Origin of the sequence: Micromonospora sp. DT44 (assembly GCF_049841635.1) — a bacterium.
GTDB lineage: Bacteria > Actinomycetota > Actinomycetes > Mycobacteriales > Micromonosporaceae > Micromonospora.
In genome coordinates, this window is the sequence record NZ_JBNCKS010000046.1 from 1 (window position 1) to 23621 (window position 23621).

Annotated in this window: 26 protein-coding genes; 11 read left to right on the plus strand and 15 right to left on the minus strand. The window is 69.4% G+C overall.

The window, feature by feature from the left end; all coding sequences use genetic code 11:
* Positions 1-200: 200 nt before the first annotated feature.
* Entirely contained in the window at positions 201-740 is a 540-nt protein-coding gene (locus ACLQ25_RS24205) for a phospholipase (RefSeq protein WP_425733085.1), read from the minus strand.
* 178 nt (positions 741-918) lie between these two features.
* Positions 919-2421 carry a glycoside hydrolase family 10 protein gene (locus tag ACLQ25_RS24210; RefSeq protein WP_425733086.1) on the minus strand — a complete coding sequence of 501 codons (1503 nt, stop codon included), beginning with the start codon at positions 2419-2421 and terminating at the stop codon, positions 919-921.
* Between the two features lie 357 nt (positions 2422-2778).
* Here ACLQ25_RS24210 and ACLQ25_RS24215 point away from each other — a divergent pair, with 357 nt between their 5' ends.
* The 3 genes from ACLQ25_RS24215 to ACLQ25_RS24225 all read left to right on the plus strand — a co-directional run bounded on the left by ACLQ25_RS24215 (position 2779) and on the right by ACLQ25_RS24225 (position 5151).
* A complete protein-coding gene (locus ACLQ25_RS24215; RefSeq protein WP_425733087.1) occupies positions 2779-3465 on the plus strand; it encodes a hypothetical protein in 687 nt (228 codons plus the stop codon).
* Positions 3466-3818: 353 nt separating this feature from the next.
* On the plus strand, positions 3819-4709 hold the full coding sequence (locus tag ACLQ25_RS24220; protein ID WP_425733088.1) for a hypothetical protein: 891 nt from the start codon (positions 3819-3821) through the stop codon (positions 4707-4709).
* 55 nt (positions 4710-4764) lie between these two features.
* Positions 4765-5151: an APC family permease gene (locus ACLQ25_RS24225; protein ID WP_425733089.1), complete on the plus strand. Its 387-nt coding sequence runs from the start codon at positions 4765-4767 to the stop codon at positions 5149-5151.
* Positions 5152-5227: 76 nt separating this feature from the next.
* On the opposite strand, the gene ACLQ25_RS24230 is transcribed toward ACLQ25_RS24225, so the two are convergent.
* The 5 genes from ACLQ25_RS24230 to ACLQ25_RS24250 are packed head-to-tail and all read right to left on the minus strand — an operon-like array spanning position 5228 to position 10992.
* On the minus strand, positions 5228-6259 hold the full coding sequence (locus ACLQ25_RS24230; RefSeq protein WP_425733090.1) for a glycoside hydrolase family 43 protein: 1032 nt from the start codon (positions 6257-6259) through the stop codon (positions 5228-5230).
* Positions 6256-7107: a carbohydrate ABC transporter permease gene (locus ACLQ25_RS24235; protein WP_425733091.1), complete on the minus strand. Its 852-nt coding sequence runs from the start codon at positions 7105-7107 to the stop codon at positions 6256-6258. Before ACLQ25_RS24235 ends, ACLQ25_RS24230 begins: the two co-directional genes overlap by 4 nt.
* A gap of 10 nt (positions 7108-7117) precedes the next feature.
* Entirely contained in the window at positions 7118-8083 is a 966-nt protein-coding gene (locus ACLQ25_RS24240; RefSeq protein WP_425733092.1) for a carbohydrate ABC transporter permease, read from the minus strand.
* Between the two features lie 6 nt (positions 8084-8089).
* Complete coding sequence (locus tag ACLQ25_RS24245) at positions 8090-9418, minus strand: ABC transporter substrate-binding protein (protein ID WP_425733093.1); 1329 nt, start codon at positions 9416-9418, stop codon at positions 8090-8092.
* Positions 9419-9477: 59 nt separating this feature from the next.
* Positions 9478-10992, minus strand: a complete 1515-nt coding sequence (locus tag ACLQ25_RS24250; protein ID WP_425733094.1) for an alpha-N-arabinofuranosidase — start codon at positions 10990-10992, stop codon at positions 9478-9480.
* A 147-nt stretch (positions 10993-11139) separates the two neighbouring features.
* Here ACLQ25_RS24250 and ACLQ25_RS24255 point away from each other — a divergent pair, with 147 nt between their 5' ends.
* Positions 11140-12144 (plus strand): LacI family DNA-binding transcriptional regulator, encoded by a 1005-nt coding sequence (locus ACLQ25_RS24255; RefSeq protein WP_425733095.1) that lies wholly within the window; start codon positions 11140-11142, stop codon positions 12142-12144.
* On the opposite strand, the gene ACLQ25_RS24260 is transcribed toward ACLQ25_RS24255, so the two are convergent.
* The 3 genes from ACLQ25_RS24260 to ACLQ25_RS24270 all read right to left on the minus strand — a co-directional run bounded on the left by ACLQ25_RS24260 (position 12141) and on the right by ACLQ25_RS24270 (position 15101).
* On the minus strand, positions 12141-12866 hold the full coding sequence (locus ACLQ25_RS24260) for a methyltransferase domain-containing protein (RefSeq protein ID WP_425733096.1): 726 nt from the start codon (positions 12864-12866) through the stop codon (positions 12141-12143). The genes ACLQ25_RS24255 and ACLQ25_RS24260 overlap by 4 nt on opposite strands.
* A 250-nt stretch (positions 12867-13116) precedes the next feature.
* Positions 13117-13464, minus strand: coding sequence for a hypothetical protein (locus tag ACLQ25_RS24265; protein ID WP_396799844.1), 348 nt, complete (start codon positions 13462-13464; stop codon positions 13117-13119).
* Positions 13464-15101 carry an ABC-F family ATP-binding cassette domain-containing protein gene (locus tag ACLQ25_RS24270; RefSeq protein ID WP_425733097.1) on the minus strand — a complete coding sequence of 546 codons (1638 nt, stop codon included), beginning with the start codon at positions 15099-15101 and terminating at the stop codon, positions 13464-13466. Before ACLQ25_RS24270 ends, ACLQ25_RS24265 begins: the two co-directional genes overlap by 1 nt.
* A 62-nt stretch (positions 15102-15163) precedes the next feature.
* On the opposite strand from ACLQ25_RS24270, the gene ACLQ25_RS24275 reads away from it, so the two are divergent.
* The 3 genes from ACLQ25_RS24275 to ACLQ25_RS24285 all read left to right on the plus strand — a co-directional run bounded on the left by ACLQ25_RS24275 (position 15164) and on the right by ACLQ25_RS24285 (position 16772).
* Positions 15164-15934, plus strand: coding sequence for an ROK family protein (locus ACLQ25_RS24275; protein ID WP_357134451.1), 771 nt, complete (start codon positions 15164-15166; stop codon positions 15932-15934).
* An 89-nt stretch (positions 15935-16023) separates the two neighbouring features.
* On the plus strand, positions 16024-16392 hold the full coding sequence (locus ACLQ25_RS24280; RefSeq protein ID WP_425733098.1) for a tetratricopeptide repeat protein: 369 nt from the start codon (positions 16024-16026) through the stop codon (positions 16390-16392).
* 125 nt (positions 16393-16517) lie between these two features.
* Entirely contained in the window at positions 16518-16772 is a 255-nt protein-coding gene (locus tag ACLQ25_RS24285) for a Smr/MutS family protein (protein ID WP_007465523.1), read from the plus strand.
* 33 nt (positions 16773-16805) lie between these two features.
* On the opposite strand, the gene ACLQ25_RS24290 is transcribed toward ACLQ25_RS24285, so the two are convergent.
* Entirely contained in the window at positions 16806-17255 is a 450-nt protein-coding gene (locus ACLQ25_RS24290; protein ID WP_425733099.1) for a GNAT family N-acetyltransferase, read from the minus strand.
* Positions 17256-17438: 183 nt separating this feature from the next.
* Positions 17439-18017: an AAA family ATPase gene (locus tag ACLQ25_RS24295; protein WP_425733100.1), complete on the minus strand. Its 579-nt coding sequence runs from the start codon at positions 18015-18017 to the stop codon at positions 17439-17441.
* Positions 18018-18077: 60 nt separating this feature from the next.
* Here ACLQ25_RS24295 and ACLQ25_RS24300 point away from each other — a divergent pair, with 60 nt between their 5' ends.
* Positions 18078-18554 carry a DUF4279 domain-containing protein gene (locus tag ACLQ25_RS24300; RefSeq protein ID WP_425733101.1) on the plus strand — a complete coding sequence of 159 codons (477 nt, stop codon included), beginning with the start codon at positions 18078-18080 and terminating at the stop codon, positions 18552-18554.
* Between the two features lie 52 nt (positions 18555-18606).
* Here ACLQ25_RS24300 and ACLQ25_RS24305 read toward each other — a convergent pair whose 3' ends face one another.
* Entirely contained in the window at positions 18607-19776 is a 1170-nt protein-coding gene (locus tag ACLQ25_RS24305) for a helix-turn-helix domain-containing protein (RefSeq protein ID WP_425733102.1), read from the minus strand.
* Between the two features lie 128 nt (positions 19777-19904).
* Between ACLQ25_RS24305 and ACLQ25_RS24310 the strand changes: the two genes are divergently transcribed.
* Entirely contained in the window at positions 19905-20060 is a 156-nt protein-coding gene (locus tag ACLQ25_RS24310) for a hypothetical protein (protein WP_425733103.1), read from the plus strand.
* Positions 20061-20499: 439 nt separating this feature from the next.
* Here ACLQ25_RS24310 and ACLQ25_RS24315 read toward each other — a convergent pair whose 3' ends face one another.
* Both ACLQ25_RS24315 and ACLQ25_RS24320 read right to left on the minus strand, forming a co-directional pair.
* The gene (locus ACLQ25_RS24315) at positions 20500-21315 is read right to left on the minus strand and encodes a hypothetical protein (RefSeq protein ID WP_425733104.1); all 816 of its coding nucleotides are present in this window, start codon (positions 21313-21315) and stop codon (positions 20500-20502) included.
* 74 nt (positions 21316-21389) lie between these two features.
* Positions 21390-21566 (minus strand): hypothetical protein, encoded by a 177-nt coding sequence (locus ACLQ25_RS24320; protein ID WP_355053517.1) that lies wholly within the window; start codon positions 21564-21566, stop codon positions 21390-21392.
* 328 nt (positions 21567-21894) lie between these two features.
* Between ACLQ25_RS24320 and ACLQ25_RS24325 the strand changes: the two genes are divergently transcribed.
* Positions 21895-22662, plus strand: coding sequence for a hypothetical protein (locus ACLQ25_RS24325; RefSeq protein ID WP_425733105.1), 768 nt, complete (start codon positions 21895-21897; stop codon positions 22660-22662).
* Between the two features lie 16 nt (positions 22663-22678).
* The gene (locus ACLQ25_RS24330; RefSeq protein ID WP_425733106.1) at positions 22679-23620 is read left to right on the plus strand and encodes a threonine/serine dehydratase; all 942 of its coding nucleotides are present in this window, start codon (positions 22679-22681) and stop codon (positions 23618-23620) included.
* Position 23621 lies beyond the last annotated feature (1 nt).

Genomic DNA, 23621 nt, shown 5'->3' on the forward strand with positions numbered 1-23621 from the left:
CAACGACGTCAGCGAGCGACCAACACGATTTTCAGCCCGGAACGGGCCACCTCGCCAGAGGCGACAAGGACTAACCCACCCCCTTGAACCTTGTTGATCAAGAGGTTCGCGTCAGAAATCGTGCCTCCGCTGACGCAAACCTCTTGATCATCACCGGAATGGGGGTTGGGGTGGGGTGGGGTGGGGTGGGGGGTGGGCAGTTAGGGGCGGGTGTGGGCTTGGGATTCGGCTTGGGCCTTCATCTGGGCGGCTCGGTCGATGTCGGCCTGTTGGACTGCGGCTACCGAGCCGAAGATGTGGACCGCCTGGTAGTAGGTCCAGGCCAGGCTGTAGCAGGCCGGGCGGACGACCGTGTTGTACGTGGCGCAGACCCGCTTCAGGTCGGCGTAGAAGGCGCTGTCGAGGCGGTCCTTGTTGGCGGAGAACTGGCCGACCGCCTTGTAGTTGCGGTAGCCGAAGTCGTGCCGGTAGCAGCCCAGGTTGAAGGTGAAGCCGAGCGGGTTGTCCGGGCTGGACGAGCAGTAGTCGGTGGACCAGACGAAGTTGTACTCGGCCCAGGGGGCCCGGTTGAGGCGGGCGCTGTTCCAGGAGTTGTAGCTGGACGCGCTGGTCTGGGTCCAGCTCGACAGCACGGACAGCTTCTCGGCGGGGGTGACGGCGGCGGCGGGGGAGGCGATGGCGAGGGTGGCGAGCAGCGCGAGCGCGCCCGAGGCGAACAGGGTGGCGAGACGTCGGGGCACGGTTTACCTCCGCGGGGTGGGCGGTGGGACGGAAGTTACCGGCGGGTCACCGGATGTCGATCAGTGTCGATCGATCAATCGACGAGGCGGTATGCGTCTCGCCAACTATTGGTGACATGGGTCCAAACAGACGAAATGCCCCGGACGCGCCTGGCGTCCGGGGCATTCGAGCGGGCGGTCAGCGCAGGCTGAACGCCGGTGGGCTGGCCAGGCTCTCGTTGGCTGTCCGGTCCAGCGCGGTCAACCGGTACGTGTATCGGCGGCCGGGTCCGGCCGACGTGTCCACCCAGGACTGGACGCCGCCCGGGGTGGCCCGGACGGTGTCGACCAGTCCGGTGGCGTCGGCGGTGGCGCACTGCCCGGGCAGCGTGGTCCCGTCGAACCGGTAGATCGCGTACGAGGTGGCCGTGCCCAGGGGACCCTTGCCGTCGGCCGGCTGACGCCAGGTCAGCCGTACCCCGTCGGTGTCCCGCGCGACCCGGGTGACCACCGGCGGGAGCAGCGGCTTCGCCGGCAGGTGCGGCATGGCCGGTACGAGGGCCGGGCGCGAGTAGTGCTCGGCCGCGTAGATGCTGGTGGCGTCGAGCCGGTTGGCCCGTACCTGGACGGCGGAGAAGTGCACGTTGCCCTGCACCTCGGGGTACGAACGGTTGAGCGTCAGGTGGTTGGACAGCTCACGCGGGTTCTGCCAGTACGGCCCGTACGCGGGGTCGCCGCTCTTGTAGTCGGCCTGGCCGATGTAGAGCTGCACCCGGGTCCCGCGTACCGTCTCGGCCCACCACGGCACGAGTCGCGCGTAGTCGGCCGCCGGGTACTGGCCGATGTACCAGTAGAGCTGCGGCACGACGTAGTCGATCCACTCCTGCTTGATCCACTTTCGGGTGTCGGCGGAGATGATGTCGTACGACTGGCTGCCGGTGGTGTCCGAGCCGAGCGGGTCGACGCTGGCGTTGCGCCAGATGCCGAACGGGCTGACCCCGAACTTGACCCACGGCTTCGCCGCCTTGATCTTGCCGTTCATCTCCTGGATCAGCAGGTTGATGTTGTCCCGCCGCCAGTCGGCCCGATCGGTGAATCCCCGGTTGTACGCCGCGAAGGTGGCATCGTCGGGCACCTGGTAGGCGCCGCTGGGGTAGGGGTAGAAGTAGTCGTCGAAGTGGACGCCGTCGATGTCGTACCGCTGGACCGCGTCCATCATCGCGGTCTGGACGAACTCGCGGACCTCGGGGATGCCGGGGGTGTAGTAGAGCCGGCTGCCGGCGACGCCGGCCGGCGGGTAGGCGAAGGTCCAGTCCGGGTGCTGCCGGGCCGGGTGGCCGGGTGCGAGCTGGCCGACGTCGGCGCCGGCGCCGCCGGGCGCCGGCATCGAGACGCGGTACGGGTTGAACCAGGCGTGGAATTCGAGGTTGCGCTTGTGCGACTCCTCGACGAAAAAGGCCAGCGGGTCCCAGCCGGGGTCCTGGCCGCGCACCCCGGTCAGGTACTCCGACCACGGCTCATATGGCGAGGGCCAGAGCGCGTCGGCGGTGGGCCGGACCTGTACGACCACGGCGTTGTGGTGCAGTCGTTCGGCGAGGTCCAGCAGACCGCGGTACTCGGCCTGCTGGGCGGCGATCCGGTCCGGGCTGGTCTGGGAGGCCTTGCTGGGCCAGTCGATGTTGACCACCGACGAGATCCACATGGTCGGCGCGGCCGGTGTAGCCGCGCCAATAGGCCAGCGCGTGCCAGGTGTGGCCGTCGGTAGACAGCACTAGACAGGCGTCGAGGGTCAGGAGCCGGCGGAGGGTTGCGCGGTCTTTCGGGTCATCGATGGCGGCCAGGGCTTCGGCGGCGGTGACGGCGGTGATGCCGAAGCGATTGCGATCGGCGATGACCTCGTGCAGCGGCTCGGCGACGTGAACCGAGCCAACGCCTCGCCGTCCTCGCTGGCTACCCGGAACCGCAGCTTTACGCCGTGCTCGCGACCCGTCACCATTACCACGACGACGACTCGCAGCCAGCGCGATACTGGGACCCCATCAGCCCCAGAATCTCGACCGTGATGCGCCCCTGCACTCTCTGCGCGGCCCGTCGCGGAGCCCGGATACCCGCGCTCGTCCGCCTCGACCACGGCGAGCTACCCATCTGCGTCCAGCACCGCCGCACTCTGGTCGGATTCCGCGACGAGCAACCCCGCCGCGGACGTCCCCTCGGACCTTTCGGACCACCCACCGAACAGTCCCTCGACGCGACACCCGAGATCCTCACCGCTGTCCGGCGTCGTCGCGCCCTGCGGCGTCGACGCCGCGCCACCATCGACGCCGCGATGGAGGCTGCCGGGCAAATCACGAGCGGGTGGCGCAACTGGCCACGACGCCGCGGGGAATCCGATGCCATCACCACTCGATGGGGCGGGCGCAGTGAACTGCTGCCCCGCGTCGTCGAGCAGGTCATCCGCTACCCGGAAACCATCGCTCTGGCCACCGTGTTCGCCCGACATCCCCAACTACTGAACACACCACGCGCCGCCACCGGCGATCCGACGCCGATGATGTTCCTCCTACACGCCGCGCACTACCTCCAGCACCCCGAACCCGGACAACTACTGCGTCGGCACCACCCGCTGTTCCGCTGGGCCGGAGCCGACGACCTGCCCAACTGGCGCTGGCGCAACAGCAGCGAACCCGACCGCAGCATCCACGCCGCCCTGCGCGCCGACAACATCGAACCGCTGAGGCTACGGTGACGGCCATGCCATACCGCCCGCACGCCTGATCGAAAGTGTGTGAACCGCGACCGCGAACCGCGAACCGGGGCTCGGCGACTTCCTTGCCTGAGCAACCATCCACGTCTACGCAGGTAACACCGGTCATCACTCGTCGAGCTGTGCGGGCACCCCGAAGTTGCTCCCCGCACGTCGAGGACGGCTCCGAAAGCCTTGCCGACTACACGGGACCGTACATGTGAACCGGGAGCCCACGCTGGCCGTTATGGATGCTGGAGGGGATGGACTCGTCCTGAGGATGAGGAGCAGCCGCTGGACCCAGGTTGACAAAAATTAGCTCGGCAGATTCGTAGATACTTTGAAAGGATAGCCAAATGGCTCGAACTAACGAAATGCTTTTCCCGTGGCAGGACGAACAAGGAAGGCGGTGGCCCGCAGACCTCATCGAAGAACACTACGCAACGTATTTTGACGATAGGGAGCGAGTATGGTCGGCCCGATTTGTGCCGCGCCAAGAGATGTCAGTCATCGCTGAATACCGGCAGGATTCGGCGATACTCTATTCACAAGACGCGCGTGAACGTATTGCTGACGGAATCCAGTTACCCAGTACCAGCGATCCCTTCCCGATCGGGCAGTATGTCAACGAATTGACAACCACCGGCGCAGCTGCCACCTCTCTTACACTGCATGAACGACGCGCCTTCAGTGCAACGATGACGCAGTTTGTGATCAATGATTCCGAACGAATTTTCTTGTATGATAACAGTGGGCGCAGCGCACAACTCGACCGTCAATTTGATTTCAGCTCTGGACGGCACGCTAGAGTAGAATTTGGTGTCCTATACCCGAACGGCAGCCCACCGTATCCGTGGGATGATGTTTTGAAGCGGACACGCCCCGACTACTCAAACCCAAATCTCCTATACATTTCTGCCGAAGCCCAAGAGGCGCACCAGCGCTCCGCGGCGAATGCGCCCATTCCGCCAGCATATCAAGTCGGAAATCCGCCGGCTTACCACCAAGCTGTTGCTCCGGCTTACTACCAAGCTGTTGCTCCGGCTTACTACCAAGCTGTTGATCCGGCTTACTACCAAGCTGTTGCTCAACAGGCGCCATTAGAAAACGCAGCCGTGGCCAATGCTGCCAGAGGGCAGAGCCCGCAATATCCAGAACAGCACGCGCCCGAAGCGCCCCAAGCCGACGAGCGGCGCCGGTCCGCCCGGATCCAAGCCCAACAGCCACGCGGCCGAGGGCGACGGTGATGCCAAGGAGCGATACGTGCCAGCCCGCGTTGCTGGGCTCGGCATCTAAACGATCATGAAGTTGAGGCCAAGGTCGCTGCGGTACTGCCGCCTTGTCAGGCCGCTGCTGGCCGGCTTCCTGCCGCTCTCCGCCCTGGCCGACCTGGTCAGCATCGGCGCGCTCTGCGCGTTCGTGCTGGTCTCGCTCGCCGTACCGATCCTGCGCCGCAAGCGTCCGGACCTGGACCGGCCGTTCCGGGTGCCGTTCTCGCCGGTGCTGCCGATCGTCTCGGCGGTCGCCTGCCTCTACCTGATGCTCAACCTGTCGGTGGAGACCTGGCTGCGGTTCCCGGCCTGGATGCTGCTCGGAGCGGTGATCTACTTCGGCTACGGCTACCGCCGCAACCGCCTCGCCCGCCACGAACCGGCCGTCGCGCCGGAGCAGCGCGAGCCGAGCGCCTGACCGGCGGTCGCGCCCGAGCAGCGCGAGCCGAGCGCCGGACCGGTCGTGCCCAGGGGTCGAGTGCCCCTGGGCACGATCAGGTCAGGGGGCGGGGCTGCGGCGTACCGGTCGGACCCTTGACGACCGGCTTGCCCTCGACCCAGGTCACCTCGTCGAGCCACACCTGCCGGCCCGGGTCGGTGCTGCCCTCCTGGCCGGGCGGCCAGGCGTGGTAGACGAGCCAGGTACGGCCGTCCTTGACCACCATCGAGGCGTGACCCGGGCCCGAGGCGGCGTCGCTGCTCTTCAGGGTCGGGTTCTCGGCGGCCTTCACACACGGGCCGGTGGGGGTCTCGCAGACCGCGTAGCCCTCGGCGTACTCGGCGCGGTCGTAGGCGTTGGCGGCGAAGAACAGGTACAGCCGGCCGTCCTGGCGGTGGAAGAACGGCCCCTCGATCAGGGTGCCCTCCCACGGCTCGGTCTGCTTGAGCAGCTTGGTCGGCTCACCGACGAGGGTCAGACCGTCCTCGGCGAGGCGCTGCGACCACAGCCAGGTGTCCACCCCGATCGCGTTGCCGTCGTTCTTCCACAGCAGCCAGAGGCTGCCGTCGGTGTCCCGGAACGGGCTCGCGTCGATCGCCCCGCCCAGCTCTGCCTGGCAGATCAGCGGGCCGGACGCGTCGTCGGAGTACGGGCCCTGCGGCGCGCTGGCCACCGCCCGCCCGACGCACTGCCGGCCGGACTCCCGACCCGCGACGGTGTAGTAGAGCAGGAACTTCTCCGGTGCCAGCTGGATGACCTCCGGCGCCCACGTTTTGCCGGGGTCCGCCCAGTCCGGCAGTGTCGGCAGCGCGTCCCCGGCCTCGGCCCAGTCGATCAGGTCGGGCGAGGTGAGCACCGGGACGTTGCGACCGCCCGAGTTGGTGTGGAACAGGTACCAGGTGTCGCCCACCCGGATCACCTGCGGGTCCGGGGCGTCGGTGCGTACGACCGGGTTGGTGAACATCGTGGAGTCGCTCCCGCTGCTCGTGGAGGTGGGTTCGCTGTCGGCGGCGCAGCCCGTGACGAGCAGCGCGGCGGCGAGGGTGATCGCCGCCGCGCCGGATCGCCGGGCGGTTGCCCGGGTCATCCCTTCAGGCCGCTGCGGGAGACACCCTGGATGATGTGCCGTTGCGCGAGCACGAACAGGATCAGCACCGGCAGGCTCGCCAGCACCGCGCCCGCCATGATCACCGGATAGTCCGTGACGTACGAACCCTGGAGCAGCCCAAGGCCCGGCGGCAGGGTCAGCTTCTCCGGGCTGAACAGCACGAAGATGGGCCACAGGAAGTCGTTCCAGTTGGTCAGGAACGACAGCACGGCAAGGGTGGCCAGCGCCGGCTTCGACAGCGGCAGCACCACCTTGTAGAAGATCTGCCACTGGTTGGCGCCGTCGAGGGTGGCGGCCTCCTCCAACTCGTTCGGCAGCGAGAGGAAGAACTGCCGTAGGAAGAAGACCCCGAACGCGCTGGCCGCGCCGGGCACCACGATCACGGCGAGCGTGTCGATCCAGCTGAGCTGGTCGACGATCAGGAAGTTCGGGATGATCAACGAGGTCGGCGGGATGAACAGCGTCCCGACGATCAGCGCGAAGCTCACCCCACGCCCGGCGAACTTCAGCCGGGCCAGGGCGTACGCGCCCATCGAGGCGGTCACCAGCACCAGCAGAGCGTGCAGCGTGGCGGCCACCATGCTGTTGAGGAACCAGCGCAGCACCGGATTCGCCGAGTTGGTGAGGATCTGCTCGTAGCCGTAGCCGGAGAGCGGGTTCGGCAGCCAGCTCGGCGGAATCTGCTGGGCGGCGGTGTAGGTCTTCAACGAGGTGATGACCATCCAGGCCAGCGGAACCAGGAAGATCAGGGCCAGCGCGACCAGGGTGGCGTAGAGCGCGACCCGGCCGGTGGCGGCACCGCGGGTCGTCCGCGTGGGCGTCGTCATAGCGGTCCCCTCAGTCTTCCCGGTAGCGGAAGAGGCGGAAGTTGGCGATGCTCACGACCGCCAGCATCAGGGCGAACACGATGCTCATCGCGGCGGCCCGGCCGGCGTTGTTGTTGCGCAGGCCCTCCTCGACGATGAACCACACCACCGTGCGGGTCTCCGTGCCGGGCGTCCCCTGGGTGATCAGGAAGGACTGGCCGAACATGTTCGCCGAGGCCAGCACGGTCGTCGTGATCACGAAGAGCAGGACGGGACGCAGTCCGGGCAGGGTGACGTTGCGGAACCGCTGCCAGGCGGTCGCCCCGTCCACCCGGGCCGCCTCGTACAGCTCCGGCGAGATGTCCTGGAGGCCGGCCAGGTAGATCACCGCGTTGAAGCCGGAGGTCCACCAGACCGTGACCCCGACCAGGGAGATCCAGGCCCAGGGCATGTTCGTCACCCAGGGGGTGTCCGACGGCAACCCGATCACCCCCAGGAGCCGGTTGACCAGGCCCAGGTTGGCGTCGAGCAGGAATCGCCAGAGCAGGCCGATCACCGCCACGCCCAGGACGTACGGGGCGAAGTAGATCGCCCGGAAGAAGGTCCGGCCGGGGAAGGAGCGGTTCAACAGCAGAGCCAACCCCAGGGGTACGACCACCAGCAGCGGAACCGACAGCACCGTGAAGATCGCGGTGGCCCGTACGCTCTGCCACCAGTCGCCGTAGACGGCGGAGTCGCTGGAGAAGAGCTGCTGGTAGTTGTCCAGCCCGACGAACGGCCGGTTCGGGAGCTGGAAGTCCCACTGGTGCACGCTCAGCCAGAGGCCCAGGACGATCGGCAGCAGGCCGAAGACCCCGAACAGGACCAGGTACGGGGCCAGGAACAGGTATGGCGTCGCCCGTCCGGTCCGGCGCACGGAGGCGGCCCGGCGGGCTGCTTTGGCCGCCGGGGGCGGCGCGTCACCGCGCGCCGCCCCGACCTCGATCACGTCCGCCACGGGTGATCAGCTCCCGTACTTCTTGCGGTTGTCCTCAAGCTGCTTGTTGGCCTTCGCCACGCCGTCGTCGAGAGCCTGCTTGGGCGACTTCTTGCCCAGCGCGGCCTCGTTGAAGGAGTTGTAGAAGGTCGTCATGACCTCGCCCAGGCCCGGGGCGGCCGGCGGGAAGGCCGCGTACTCCAGCTCGGGGGCGAGCGACGAGATCTCCGGCAGCGCCTTGAACTCGGCGCCCTCGCGGACCTCCTTGCGGGCCGGGATCTGCCCGCCCTTGGCCCAGTCCAGCGAGTGCTGGCTCAGCCAGTTGATGAAGACCTTCGACCCGGAGACCTTGTTGGCGTCGTTGGCCCGCTGCTTCACGATGGTGAAGTTGTGCGAGTTGGCCCAGGCCGCCGGCTTGCTGCCGATCTGCGGGAGCGGCGCGACGCCCCACTGCACCTCGGGGCTCTTCTTGAGGTCGTTGATCTGCCAGATGCCGTTCCAGGTGAAGGCGTTCTTGCCGCTCTTGAACGCCAGGTAGTCGGCGTCCTGGCCGACGTTGGCCGGCGAGTAACCCTGCTTGATCATGTCGACCAGCCAGGTGCACGCCTCGACCGCCGGGTCGGAGTTGAACGTCGCCTTGCTCACCTCGGCGTCGAAGAGCGTGGCCCCCCACTGGTTGAGCACGGAGTAGAAGGTCATGCCGCCGGTGAACTGGAACGGGCTGACCCAGAAGCCCTGCACACCGGCCTTCTTCAGCTCGACCAGGGCTGCGGTGTACTCGTCCTTCGTCGTCGGCGGCTTGTTCGGGTCGAGGCCGGCCTTCTGCATGACGGCCTTGTTGTAGTAGAAGCCCAGCGGGTGCATGTCCAGCGGGATGCCGTACCGCTTGTTGTTGTAGATCCCGCCCTTCCACACGGTCGGGGCGAAGTCTCCCTCGGAGAGCTCCAGGTTCTTGGCCACGTCGTCCAGCTCGGTGATCACGCCACGGGCGGCGAAGGTGGCGAGCTGGTCCATGTGCATGACCGCGATGTCCGGGCCGTTGCCGCTGGAGGCCGCGCCGGGGAGCTTGTTGTAGTAGTCCTCCCACTGGTACGTGGCCACCGACACCGCGATGTTCTTGTGCTCGGTGTTGAACTGGTTGACCAGGGCCTTGAAGATGTCGCCGTCGCCGCCGGTGAACCCGTTCCACAGCTTCAGGTCGACCTTGGGCCCGGTGTACTCCTTGCCGCCGTTGCCGGTGGCCGGGCCGGAGGCGTTGTCGCCTCCACCGCAGCCGGCGAGGGTCAGCGAGGCCGCCGCGCCGATTCCGAGACCGAGGCCGAGCAGGCGTCGCCGGCTCATGTCGTTCTGGATCATGCTTTATCTCTCCTTGGAGGGGGACGGTATGAATTGTGCCTGCTCGAACCCGGTACGCCTCAGGCGTGGGCCGGGCCGAAGCGCAGCACGCTCCAGGAGACGGCGGGCAGGCGCACGGTGCACCGGCCGCCGTCGGGGGTGGGGGTGGGCATGTCCCGTGGCGTCACCCGGTCGGGCTCGGCCTCGGTGTTCGTCGCCGACGGGTCGGACCCGGCAGCGATGCTCTGGAAGGAATAGCCGGACAGTCCCGGCAGGCCGCGCAGGTCGATCTCCAGTGCGAGGTCCGTCGTGTCCCGGTTCGTCGCGAAGACGGTCAGCTCGCCGGTCTCCTCGTCGTGCACGGCGACCGTGTCGAGCACGGGCACGTCCCCGTACTTCTTCGTGTCGTAGCGCGGCGACACCGGCTCGGTGCGCAGCACGGTGCCCCGTGCGTGCCGGGCGGTCAGCGCGAACGGGTGGAAGATGCTCTGCCGCCAGGCCGGGCCGCCGTTGCGGGTACGGATCGGCGCGATCACGTTGGCGAGTTGGGCCTGGGCGGCCACCCCCACCCGGTCGGCGTGCCGGAGCAGGGTGATCAGCAGGTCGCCGACCACCACGGCGTCCACCGCCGTGAAGTCGTCCTCGATCAGCGCGGGCGCCTCGACCCAGCCACGCCGGTCCAGGTCGGCCTGGAGCCGGGACTCGTACCAGACGTTCCACTCGTCGAACGAGATCTTCAGCTTGCGGCGGTGCCGCTGCCGGGCCGCCACGTGGTCGGCGGTCGCCACGACCTCGGTGATGAAGTTGTCCATGTCGACGGCCGAGGCCAGGATGCTCGCCTGGTCGCCGTCGGACGGGTCGTAGTAGGTGTGCGCCGAGATGTAGTCGACGTGCTCGTAGGTGTGCTCCAGCACGGTCGCCTCCCACGCGGCGAACGTGGGCATCCGCCGGTTGGAGCTGCCGCAGGCGACCAGGCTGACCGACGGGTCGATCATCTTCATGGCGCGGGCGGCCTCGGCGGCGACCCGGCCGTACTCGTCGGCGGTCTTGTGGCCGACCTGCCAGGGCCCGTCCATCTCGTTGCCGAGGCACCAGAGCCGTACGCCGAAGGGGTCCTCCGCGCCGTTCTTGCGCCGCAGGTCCGAGAGCGCGGTGCCGCCCGGGTGGTTGGCGTACTCGAGGAGGTCGAGTGCTTCCTGCACCCCGCGGGTGCCGAGGTTGACGGCCATCATCGGCTCGACGCCCGCCTCGTCGGCCCAGGTCATGAACTCGTGCAGGCCGAACGCGTTGGTCTCGATCGTCTTCCACGCCAGGTCGAGCCGCCGGGGTCGGTCGCCGACCGGACCGACGCCGTCCTCCCAGCGGTAGCCGGAGACGAAGTTGCCGCCGGGGTAGCGGACCACCGACACGCCCATTTCGCGGGTCAGGTCCAGCACGTCCCGCCGCAGGCCCCGGGCGTCGGCGTTCGGGTGTCCGGGCTCGTAGATGCCGCCGTAGACGCAGCGCCCCATGTGCTCGACGAACGAGCCAAAGAGGCGTCGGTCGGCCGGGCCGATCGCGAAGGCCGGATCGATCGTCAACTGCGTGGTCCGCAAGGGATGCCACCTTTCCTGGGGTGCCGGAACCGGGTGACCGCAGTCACCGCCCACCCGGCGTCCCCCGTTTGTACAACGTTGTAGGCAACGTTGTAAAGAGCTGGTGACGAGGTATGGTGCGCTGGGTTACATCGGGGAGGTTGCGGGGTGCGAAACAGGCTCAAGGACGTGGCCGAGCGGGCCGGCGTCTCGGTGAAGACCGTCTCCAACGTGGTTAACGGCTACGTGCACGTACGTCCGGACACCCGGGCCCGTGTCGAGGAGGCCATCGCCGAGCTGAACTACCGGCCCAACCTCTCCGCCCGGCACCTGCGCAAGGGGCGGACTGGGGTGATCGCCCTGGCGGTGCCGGAACTGGACATCCCGTACTTCGCCGAACTCGCCCGGCACGTCGTCACCGCCGCCGCCGAGTACGGCTGGACCGTGCTCATCGACCAGACTGGCGGCCGGCGTGAGCAGGAGCGGGTCGTCGCCTCCGGCATCACCGACCACCTGATCGACGGGCTCATCTTCAGCCCGCTGGCGCTCACGGCGGAGGATCTGGCCAGCCTCGACGGCACCCCGATGGTGCTGCTCGGCGAACGCGTCGACCACGGCCCCGCCGATCGCGTGGTGATCGACAACGTCACCGCCGCCCGGGAGATCACCGACCACCTGATCCGGCTCGGCCGCCGCCGGATCGCGGCGATCGGCGCGCAGCGCACCGACGAGGGCGCCAGCGCCCGCCTGCGCCTGGCCGGCTACACCGAGGCGCTGCGCGCTGCCGGCCTGGCCTACGACGAAGCCCTCGTGGCGTCCGCGACGGCCTGGCACCGCGCCGACGGCGCGGCCGCGATGCGCGGCCTGCTCACCACGGGAGTACGCCCCGACGCCGTGTTCTGCTTCAACGACACTCTCGCCCTGGGCGCCCTGCGCGCTCTGCACGAGGCGGGCCTGCGCGTGCCCGAGGACGTGGCGGTGGTCGGCTTCGACGACATCGAGGACGGGCGGTTCTCGGTCCCCACGCTGAGCACCGTCGCTCCCGACAAGGAGCAGATCGCCCGGCTGGCCGTCGAACTCCTCGCCAATCGCCTCGACGGCGACCGCGCCGCCCCCGCCCGCGCGCTCAAGGCTCCGTACCAGCTGGAACTGCGCGAATCCACCAGGTCCTAGTCGAAGAAGCGGGCCAGGTGGACGTTCGGAGCGGGCTCGGCGTCGGCGGGGAGGGGCGTCAGGTCGGCGAAGATCGAGGCGCCGTCGCAGCCGGCGTGCAGCGGGTACCAACGCGGCGTGCCCGGCGGCCGGAGCTGGCAGATCCCCTTGAAGGTCTGCACGTCCATCAGCCGGACGTGGGTGGGGTCGGCCACCGCGTTGACGTGCCCCCACCACGGGCTCATCACGTGCAGGACGCCACCCGGGCGCAGCACCCGGTGACACTCGTCCACCAGGGGCAGGAAGTCGATCAGGTGCTCCAGGATGTGCACCGCGAACAGGACGTCCACCGAGTTGTCGGCCAGCGGCAGCGAGCCGGAGAGGTCCGCCACCGCGTCCACCCCAGGCGCGGGATAGATGTCCAGCCCGAGGTTGCTCGACCACTGCTTGGTCGGGCCGCAGCCGAGATCCACCACGACCGGCGCGCGTCCGCCGACGCCGACCCTGCACCAGACGCCGTAGACGCCGGCCAACCGTCCCACCAGGTCCCGTACCAGCCGTAGGTCGGCCGGCTCGGTCACCTCTCCGCTGAGGTGGGCGACCCCGCGGTCGAACCGCACCTCGACGGCCAGGCCCCGGAGCCGGTCGTCGTTCCGGACCTGGTCCGCCCACGCCTGCGCGAGGAATTCGTCGATCAACCGCAGCCGGTCGGCCGAGGGCGGAGTCTGTGCCAAAGCGACCATTCGGGCCACCTCCCGCCGCGCGTTACCCGCCTACGCGCCCGGTATTCCCGTTTCGCCGTCGCGCGACCGCCAGAGGGCTTGTCGGGGCGTCCGACGCACCTCCCTGTAAAGCGTGATGACTGTGCGGCATCTTGATGCCCCACAGTCATCACACTCGTCGGAGTGCTGCCCTCCGGCCCAAGGCCCGCCCTCCGGTCCAAGGCCCGGCCTCCGGTCCAAGGCCCGCCCTCCGGCCCAGCGCCGTCGAAGGTCAGCCCGACAGCGTCCGGCGACCTCCCCGCATCCGCTGACGGGGCGGGGGAGCGGCGGGCTTCGGCCGCTTGAGGTGGTAGCGGTGCAGTTCGTGGTTGCCGGGCAGCGACGGGTCCTCGCTCATCGCGACCAGCTCCCAGCCCTGGTCGCCGGCCCGGTTGAGGTGGGCCAGCGACGTGTCGCCGTACGGCGTCACGTCGACCATCGACCCGTCCGGGCCGTACCAGACGAAGACGACCTCCCAGCCGAGGTCGTTGGTCGCCGCCTGGCGGCGGCGGACCAGCAGGGCGTACTCCCACTTGAGCATGGCGTCATTCTCACCCCGCGCCGGCCCGCGGACCGGCATCAATCCTCGGCGATCCGCCCGGCGTCGACCCGCAGCCGCCGGTTGGTCTCGACGGCGGCCAGCATCCGCCGGTCGTGGGTGACCAGCAGCAGCGTTCCGGGGTAGCTGGCCAGCGCCGATTCCAGCTGCTCGATGGCGGGCAGGTCCAGGTGGTTGGTCGGCTCGTCCAGCACCAGCAGGTTGACCCCACGGCCCTGGAGCAGGGCCAGCGCGGCCCGGGTCCGCTCACCGGGGGAGAGGGTGGCCGCCGGTCGGGGCACGTGCGCCGCCCGCAGGCCGAACTTGGCCAGCAGGGTCCGCGCGTCCGCCGGCGACAGGTGAGGTACGGCCGCCTCGAACGCGTCGATCAGCGGCATGTCGCCGAGGAACAGCCCGCGGGCCTGGTCCACCTCGCCGATCACCACGCCGGGCCCGAGCGAGGCGGTGCCCTCGTCCAGCGGCAGCCGGCCGAGCAGCGCGGCCAGCAGGGTGGACTTGCCGGAGCCGTTCGCCCCGGTAACCGCGACCCGGTCCGCCCAGTCGATCTGGAGGTTGACCGGGCCGAGGGTGAAGCCACCACGGCGTACCACGGCTCCTCGCAGCGTGGCCACGACGGCGCCGGCGCGGGGCGCGGCGGCGATCTCCATCCGCAGCTCCCACTCCTTGCGGGGCTCCTCGACCACCTCGAGTCGTTCGATCAGCCGGTCGGTCTGCTTGGCCTTGGCGGCCTGCTTCTCGCTCGACTCCGCTCGCAACTTGCGGCCGATCTTGTCGTTGTCGGTGGCCTTGCGGCGGGCGTTCTTCACACCCTTCTCCATCCAGCCCCGCTGGGTACGGGCGCGCGCCTCCAGGCCGGCCTTCGTGTCGGCGTACTCCTCGAAGTCGGCGCGGGCGTGCCGCCGCGCCACCTCGCGCTCCTCCAGATAGGCCGCGTAGCCGCCGCCGAAGTGGTTGACCTGCTGCTGCGGCAGGTCCAGCTCCAGCACCCGGGTCACCGTGCGGGTCAGGAACTCCCGATCGTGGCTGACCAGCACCGTGCCGGCCCGCAGCCCGGTGACGAACTCCTCCAGCCGCTCCAACCCGGCCAGGTCCAGGTCGTTGGTCGGCTCGTCGAGCAGGAACACGTCGTACCGGCTGAGCAGCAGCGACGCCAACCCCGCCCGGGCCGCCTGACCGCCGGAGAGCCCGGTCATCAGGTGGTCCAGGTCGACCGTGAGCCCCAGATCGGCGCTCACCTGCTCGGCGCGTTCGTCGAGGTCCGCGCCGCCGAGGGCCAGCCAGCGCTCCAGCGCGTCGCCGTACGCGTCGTCGGCGCCCGCCGACCCGGCCGTCAACGCCTCGGTCGCGGTGTCCAGCGCCGCCTGCCCGCCGGTCACCCCGGTCCGGCGGGCCAGGAACTCCCGTACCGTCTCGCCCGGCCGCCGCTCCGGCTCCTGCGGCAGATGTCCGACGCTCGCGGTGGGCGGGCTGAGTCGTACGCTGCCGGCCTCGACCGGCAGCAACCCGGCGAGGGTACGCAGCAGCGTCGACTTCCCGGCCCCGTTCGGCCCGACCAGGCCGACCACGTCGCCCGGGGCGACCACCAGGTCCAACCCGGCGAAGAGGGGGCGGTCGCCGTGCCCGGCGGCCAGGTCCTTGACGATCATCGTGGCGCTCATCAGGACGGCAGCCTATCCGGCTGCCCGCATACCAGACGATCCCAGCGGGCAGACTCCATGACGTGGTGACCACACTGGCGATCGACTGCGGCGGCGGCGGCATCAAGGCGTCGGTCCTCGACGAGGCCGGCACGATGCGCGCCCGACCGCTGCGGGTGCCGACCCCGTACCCGCTGCCTCCCGATCTGTTCGTGCGGACCCTGCTGGATCTCGGTGGGCGACTGCCCACGGCCGACCGGCTGACTGTCGGCGTCCCCGGGATGATCCGGCACGGCGTCGTGGTGGCCACCCCGCACTACGTCACCCGCAGCGGACCCCGGTCCCGGGTCGACCCGGAGTTGCTGGCCGAGTGGTCCGGTTGGGACGCGCGGGGCGCATTGGCCGACGCGTTCGGGGTGCCGGCGCTGGTGCTCAACGACGCCGAGGTGCACGGGGCCGGTGTGGTGGCCGGCACCGGTTGTGAACTGGTGTTGACGTTGGGAACGGGGTTGGGCAGCGCCCTCTTCGACGGTGGCGTCCTCGCGCCGCACCTGGAGCTGTCGCACGCGCCGGTGCGCTGGGGCACCACCTACGACACGTACGTGGGCGAGCCGGAGCGGCGGCGACTCGGGGACGCCTTCTGGTCCCGCCGCATCCGGCAGGTGGTGGACGGGCTGCGCCCGGTGTTCCGGTGGGACCGGCTCTACCTGGGCGGGGGCAACTCGCGGCTGATCCGACCGGAGCAACTGGCCCGGATGGGCGACGACGTGGTGGTGGTGCCGAACACCGCCGGCATCGTCGGCGGCGTACGGGCCTGGGAGCTGTCCGCCGGGCGTCGGGACGCCCGAACCTGACCCTATTTCGGCCCGGGGAACAGTCGCCAAACGCCGAGTGTTGTGCCAGCGTCGGAACAGGTGACGGCGCGACCCGAGGAGGTGGGCAGATGGATCTCCTGGCGAACTACCGACGGGCGACCATGTTCTTCGAGACCGGTGACCCGAGCGGTGCGGCCCGACTGCTGGAGCCGATCGTGGACGCCGAGCCCGGCAACGCGGCCGTCCGGCAGTTGCTGGCCCGTGCGTACTTCCAGTCGGCCCAGCTCAACCGGGCCGAGGAGCAGTTGCGGGAACTTGTCGACCGGGACCCGAGCGACCACTACGCGCACCACGTGCTGGGTCGGACGCTGGAGCGGCTGAACCGGCACACCGACGCGCTGCGGCACCTGCGGATCGCCGCGGCGATGTACGCGGCCAACGACGACTACCGGATCGCCCTCGATCGGGTGGAGACCCGCGTGGGCGGCACCCGCTGAGCGCGAAGCAGGCGGTGTACGAAGGGGCGGTCCCACGGGACCGCCCCTTCGTCGTCGCGCGGGGTGTGCCGAGGCGGCGTGCCTAGGATGGCGGACATGGGACCTGACCGGCCGGGGGCTGCGGCATGAAGCTCAAGCTGGACCTGCACGAGATCTTCAACAAGGGCCAGGACATCGACCGCGCGCTGCGCGGGATCATGGACGAGGCGGTCGCGAAGAAGGCCACCCTCGTCGAGATCATTCCGGGCAAGGGGTCGGGGCAGCTCAAGAAGCGGGTGCTGCGGTTCCTCGACCAGAAGGACGTCAAGCAGCTCTACCACCGGGTCGAGAAGGACTCGAAGAACTTCGGCCGCCTCTTCGTCCACTTCCGCTGGAAATAGTGACGAGACAGGCTGGACGACCACGACGCGTCTTCAGAGGTCCAGGACGCCGACTATCTGACCGCCACTCTGCTCGCCTGTCGGCCGGAAGCCCAGTTTCAGGTAGAACTCCTCGGGCCCTCCTGACCGGGACGCCCAGGTGACATATGCCCGGGTGCCGCCTCTGGCGCGGATCTCCGTGCATACGGCCTCTGCGGCGAACCGGCCGTAACCGTTTCCCTGTGCGTGGGTTGCGATGTTCAGCCGCCAGAGGCCCGAGCGCAGGTCATCGGGATTGTCGCCCCACGGTATGGCGAGGAAGGCCATGAGAAAGCCGACCAGCCGGTCGCCGTCAAAGATCAGCCTCGGCCAGGCGTGGTCGGGGAAGACGTACGCCTCGGCCAGCGACTTGACCACCGGCGCGACCAGATCCTCCTGATCGGGGCGCACCGACACTTCGAGAGCCGCCTCGTAGTTCTCCGGGGTGATCTTCTCCAGCCGCATGCCGCGGACCATAGCGGGCGGATGTGCGCCCGGCGACCGGGTTGTTCGCGGTCGGCCTGCAAGATCATGCCGTTCCCAGGCCGTCGAACGAGAGCCGACAACGACCACAAGTAGCAGCGTCATGGCCTCCGACCAACGCTTTTGTACGCTCCGGGGGTTGTCGAACCGTCAACGTAGCCACGGTCACGACTCGCAGGGCTGGGCCTCCCTCAGCGGGCCGAGCAACCAGCGATGGGCGGCGGCGTGACTGCGGAGGTGGACCACGGGAAGGTCCGGACGCCGGGCCGCCAGGGCCTCGATACGTGAAGCCGTCTGAGGATGCGTGTTCCACGCCCAGCGGACGATGTGCTCGGGGTCGGTGAGCAGGGTTCGAAGCGGCGGTTCCACGTTGCCGTTCCAGAGCTGTTGGCGTCGAAGGCGGCGTACGACGGTCCGCCGGATGACCTGGCGCATCACGGTGATCTTCGGCAGATCCAGCCACACCACCAGGTCGGCGAGGTCGGCGAGGTGGGTGCGTACCGCCCTGTACTGCCACTCGGTCACCCAGGAGGGGCCTGCGCTGAATCGGTGTACGTCGTCTTCGAAGGACGGCCGTCTGGTCCACGACGGTCCGTGGAACAGGCCGTCGATCTCTATGTGCGGCGCTTGCAACGCGGTGGCGATGCGGGAGGCGAGGGTCGTCTTTCCGGCGCCCGAGGTGCCGGCGACCAGCACGCGGCGAGGACGGCACGGCAGGGGATCGGCGGCGTCCAGGTGCGGCATGGCAATGAGGGTAGTTCGATCAGATCGGCTTAGTACCTACCGCGACTCTAGAGTGCCCGCATGCTCGTCTCCCAGTACGCGTACTTGGCGCTGTCCTCGGTTCGGATGTCAGCGGCCGAGATCACCGGCCGGTTGGGCATCGAGCCCGACGAGGTGCTCGTTCGTGGCAGTCGCCAGGCCGATCCGGTTCGGCCCACCGCTCATCGGTGGAAGATCGTGTGTCGCAAGCCCGGACTTACCGTGGACGAACAGATTGCGGAGATCGTGGATCGCCTGTTCGACCACGCCGAGCGGATCGGGGAACTTGCCGCCGAGCTGGACCGCGTCAATGACGTGCCCGGTGCGAGTGTCCTGCAAGTCGTCCGGGTGTTCGAGCACCCGGACGGCGAGGAGGAAGACCTGACCAGTCCCGTCGACGGCATGCAGAAACTCGCGGGGCAACACCAGTTGCTGGGCTGGCACCTGAATGCCCGGGTGCTGGAATTCCTCCGGCTCACGCGGGCGGAACTGGACGTTGGCGAGTACCTGTACGGATGACGAACCCGGGCCGGCGATCGGGCGGAGATGACGTCAGCGCCTGCGGATGTGGCTACCGAATGGCGTTCAGCGCGTCGCGGAAGTCGGCGGTGGCCTGCTCGTGGGGGTAGCGACGGTGAAGTTCGACGTCAACTTCGCCGGCGACGAGCAGCAGCGAGGGCAGGGACCGTCGAGTAGCGGCGAACGCCGTCACCCCCTCCTCGACGGCCCGGTCCAGCTCGCCAGCGCGCAGGGCTGTGGCGGCGAGAGTGAGTCTGGCTTCGGCCATCCGCATGGGTGACCGCTCGATTCCGTCCGATCCGGTGCCGAGACGCAGAACCTCGTTGGCGTAGTGCTCGGCGAGAGCGTCGTGTTCGGCGAGGCGGTAGGCGTCCATCGCGTAGAACAGCCATTTGCCAGGATCGACCTCGAAGTGGTTGTCGGGCCGGTCCGGCGTACCGAGGTCGTCGAGTAACCGCCGACCTCGATCGAGCGCCGTCCGCGCCCCTTGGAGGTTACCGAGGCGTGCCAGCGCCTTGGCTTCCTGCCCGATCAGTTGCACCCCCACCCGCTGCCGACCGGCGGCTTCCTGCCCAGCCCGGGCGGCGGTCAACGCTGCCTCGTGCCGGGACTGGGTGAGTGCGAACCACGCTGTCATCTCCCACGCCCAGCCGGTGATGCCAGCGTGGCCGGCTTCGTCACCGAGTTGGCGGGCGGCAGTGCGGGTGGCCTCGGCGCTGGCGCGCATGCCGAGGTCGTACTCCACACAGCCAATCAGCAGGGCGAGCCAGCCCGCGCACACCAGGAGTTCGCGGTGCTGCCGCAGCCCGGTGGGTCGCTGTAGCAGTCGGGCGACCTCGCGCAGCCAACCCTGACCTTCGGCGCGGAGTTCCCCGGCGTCACGCCACCCGTACTGGCAGCACAGCTCGGTCACGGTCGCCTGCAACGTCTCGATGGTGGCGGGGGCGGTGTCACTGGCGTGCATTCGGTGTAGCAGCTCGATGGTCTCCGACGGCCGGGTGTCGCGGGCGGCGGCGATATCCAGGGCGGCGCAGGCGATCAGCTCCCCACGAGCGGCCAGGACGTCGTCGATCCGGCGGGCCAGATCCTCACCCGGTCGTCGACGGCCGTTCTCAAGCCGTGAGAGGTGACCCTTGTCGGCGGGCAGCAGCTCGGCGAGAGCGGCCAGGCTGAGCCCGCGCGCTTCCCGCGCTGTCCGCATTCGGGCGCCGAATGTTGGCATGTCTTGCGCCTCCCGCCGGAGTTGCCAGGCTGCCGGTGCGCATTGGCAACGCGCAACCCGTCGACCGATGTGAGCGTACCGCCGCACGGTGTATCGGACGCGTACGCGCAGTGACGGTGGGAGGCGTGGTGGCAGCTTGGAAGCGGTTCAAGCGCTGGTGGAGTAGGCGGAGTCAGGTCCAACTGGACGTGACCGGAGCAGCGACCTGTTACCCACAGCGGTTCGGCGCGTACGGATTCACGGTGCGGGACGGCAACCGCGACGGTGGGCGGGCGGCTCGGTGACGGCTGGAGAACGGCAGACTGTACGGGCCAATCGGGCTGAACGGTCGGTGTCAGCGCTTGATCGCCGGATGGACGGGGAGCACCTGCCGCGCCGGCCGCAGTGGCACTGCCAGACATGTGCGGCAGACACGCCCTGGCCGTGCCATCCCGCGCGGGTGCGCCTGGCCGAGGCGTACGGGCGGGACCGCATTGGCCTTTCCATCTACGTCAGTGGGCTGCTCTTCGTCGTCGTCGTCGAGTTGCCCGAGGTGGCGCCGGCCGAGTTGTCGAGCGGTTCGTGGCCTGGGCGCGCTGACGGGCAGCATCCACCCAGGCGACGGGGGCACGTCCTACTCCGACTGGGCGCACTGTCACAGGCTGGCGGTGTGGCCGGGCACGGCCAGCGGTAGCACCGCGCTCAGAGTGCCCACCAGGGCCCGTCCCATCCGGACTACTCGCATCAGCCGCCGGGCTGACCGGTCGGGAGCGGGGGACCCGCGGTGACGAAGCGGACCGTCGGCTTCAGCTTGGCGCAGAGCTTGCGGGGAAAGGTCGGAGCCGCCTTGATGATCGCACCGCACCCGCCCGACGTGGTCCGGGCGGCGGTCGACCATCCGGCCGGCTCGTTACGCAGGAAGTAGCGCCGTACGGCGGTGTCCACCGCGCACCCGGGGCGCGGCTCGACGCCGCACGACGTCGGGTCGTCCGGCACCGTCATGATCAGCCAGTTGCCGTCACAGGCTTCGACGTGGCCCTGCGAGTGGCGGGACACATCCAATCCCCGTACGGCCGCACGCGTCCAGGTCGGGTCGCAGCGGTCCTCCGGCGGCTTGCAGCCAAGGGTCTCGTCACACCGGCTGTACGCGCCGCTCCTCAGCGCCCACGTCTTCTGGTTGAGCGTCAGCGGGCGGTCGCCGATCGGCTCCGCCGACGTCAGGGTCACTTCGGCGGGCTCGGAGGTCGGGCAGGCGTCAACGATGGCGGACCCGGCCGATTCCTCCACGATGTCGGCAAAGATGACGCCGTTCTCCTCGGTCTGGTTGTCGACCCGCAGGTTGCGGGAGCAACCATCACCACCAGCGAGCGCCTTGACCTGCACGGTCACCGCCCGGACACCCGGACCGGGCGTCACGCCGCTCACCTCGGCCTGGTAGGTGCCCGCCGCGGCGGACGCGCTCGGTACGGCGTCTTCGGGCCGTGTCTGCGGCGCCGCGCAGGCAGCCACTCCGGGCACGATGGCAGTCAGCAGGCAGAGAACGGTTGCGAGCCGGCGCATGAATGGCATCCTGCCCGACCGTGCCACGTTTCGTGGTCCCGGTCGGGTGACCGACGCGGGGTCGGCCCCGTGGGTCAGGCGTCGGTGCGGGAGGTGTGCGCGACCGGTCGTCGGGACCAGCACTGCGGGCGCTGCCGAACGGCCAGCTCCAGCGCGAGGTGGTCGGACTCGATCATTTCCCGGGCTATTCGACGCGCCATCTCGAGGCGGTCGACGTACGCGTCAAGATCGGTCGGGCCGGCGCCAGCCATAATCGAACTCCTCGTCCCATTCGAACTAGTCGCATCATCCACCGTGCCGGCGAGCCGCCACCATTCTCCGATCGGTGGAATCGATCCGCCGTACGGCTCTGGGTGTCGTACCCCCGGCTGGGCCGATGGTAGCGGCGCGTCCACCACCTCGCCCGGGAACTGCCAAAGGTGTCCACTGGATACGTCGCGATCAATGGTGACGTGCGGATTTGCCGGTGCTCGCTACATTGCACGGTGCGCGGGATCGGGGGGCGCGACCTGTCCGGTGAGGGATCTTCGATACGAGAGGACCGCCGTGCGACAAACGAGCAGAACCGATCCGTTGTTCGTGGCCGTCGAGTCCGAAAAGATCACCCGCGCGGACGTCGCCGGTCTGGTCGCCGGGCGGATTGCCGCCATCCGGGTGCCGGGGCTCCTGCCGGCCGCCTGCTGCCACGCCATCACCGCCGCGCTCGCCAACGCGGAGATGGACCGCTACGACGAGAGTCGTGTGTTTCCCGTCGTCGCCAAGTTCGGCCCGGCCATCAACGACCACCGCGACGGTGGGGACCTGCGCGAGGACTACTGGGAGGCGGCCCACGCCGCGGAGAAGGGCTGGTCCACGTTGGGCCTGCCGGACTCACCCCGCGAGCTGTGCCTGGCCGCGTTCCGGGCCGCCTGGCCGGACGTGTCGCCGGGGCGGCGGCAGGACCGGCAGATGCATGTCGGCATCGTTCGTGAGATCAACGCCGGCCTTCAGGTGCACTTTGACGACGCGGTCCGGGAGTACGCCGGCCGGCTGCTCGACAGCGAGGTGGTGGCCCAGTTGGCGTTCAACATCTACGTCCAGGTGCCGCCCGGGGGCGGGGAGACGGTGCTGTGGCGTCGCCGGTGGCAGCCGGACGACGAGGACCTGCGGATCCCCGGCGGGTACGGCTACCGGGAGTCGGTGGCCGACGGTACGCAGTCGTTGACGTTGCGGCCGACGTTGGGAGAGGGATTCCTCTTCGACCCGCGCCACTATCACACGGTGCGTCCGGCGACGGATGGCCGGCGAATCTCCATAGGATGTTTCGTCGGGCTCACCGACGACGGTCGACTGACTCTCTGGTCGTAGTGAAGGGCGTTTCCCCATGGTGGACAGAAGCGACGTCGAGGCGGCTGCGGCGCGAGTCGAGGGGCGGGTCCGGGAGACGCCGGTCATCACGGTCGACGGCGCCGACCTGGGCATCCCCGGTTTGCTCAGCCTCAAGCTGGAGCTGCACCAGCACACCGGTTCGTTCAAGCCGCGGGGAGCGTTCAACCGGATGCTCCAGGGGCCGCTGCCGTCGGCCGGGGTGATCGCCGCCTCGGGGGGCAACCACGGCCTCGCCGTCGCGTACGCGGCCCGTTCGCTGGGCGTACCGGCGGAGGTCTTCGTGCCGGTCACCGCCTCGCCGGTCAAGGTGCAGCGGCTGGCCGGCCTGGGCGCGCAGGTACGGCAGGTGGGCCAGCACTACGCCGAGGCGTTGGCGGCCAGCACCGAGCGGGCCGCCGAGACCGGAGCGCTCGTGGTGCACGCCTACGACCAGCCGGAGGTGGTGGCCGGGCAGGGCACCGTGGGCCGGGAGTTGGAACGCCAGCTCGGCGGGGTCGACACCGTGCTGGTCGCGGTCGGTGGCGGTGGGCTGGTGTCGGGCATCGCCACCTGGTTCGACGGGTCGGTACGTGTCGTCGCCGTCGAGCCGGAGCAGATCCCCACCCTGAATGCCGCCCTGAAGGCGGGCCGGCCCGTCGACATCGAGGTGGGCGGTATCGCCACGGACTCGCTGGGCGCCCGCCGGATCGGCGAGATCGCCTTCGACACGGCCCGTCGTACCGGTGTGGTCTCGGTCCTGGTACGCGACGACGACCTGGCCCACGCGCGTCGCCTGCTCTGGTCGGAGCTGCGGGTCGCCGCCGAGTTGGGTGGCGCCGCCGCGTTGGCCGCGCTGGTCGGTGGGGCGTACGTGCCCGGGGCGGGAGAGCGGGTCGCGGTGATCGTCTGCGGTGGCAACACCGACCCGAGCGACCTGGGCCCCTCGGCGCCCCACTGAG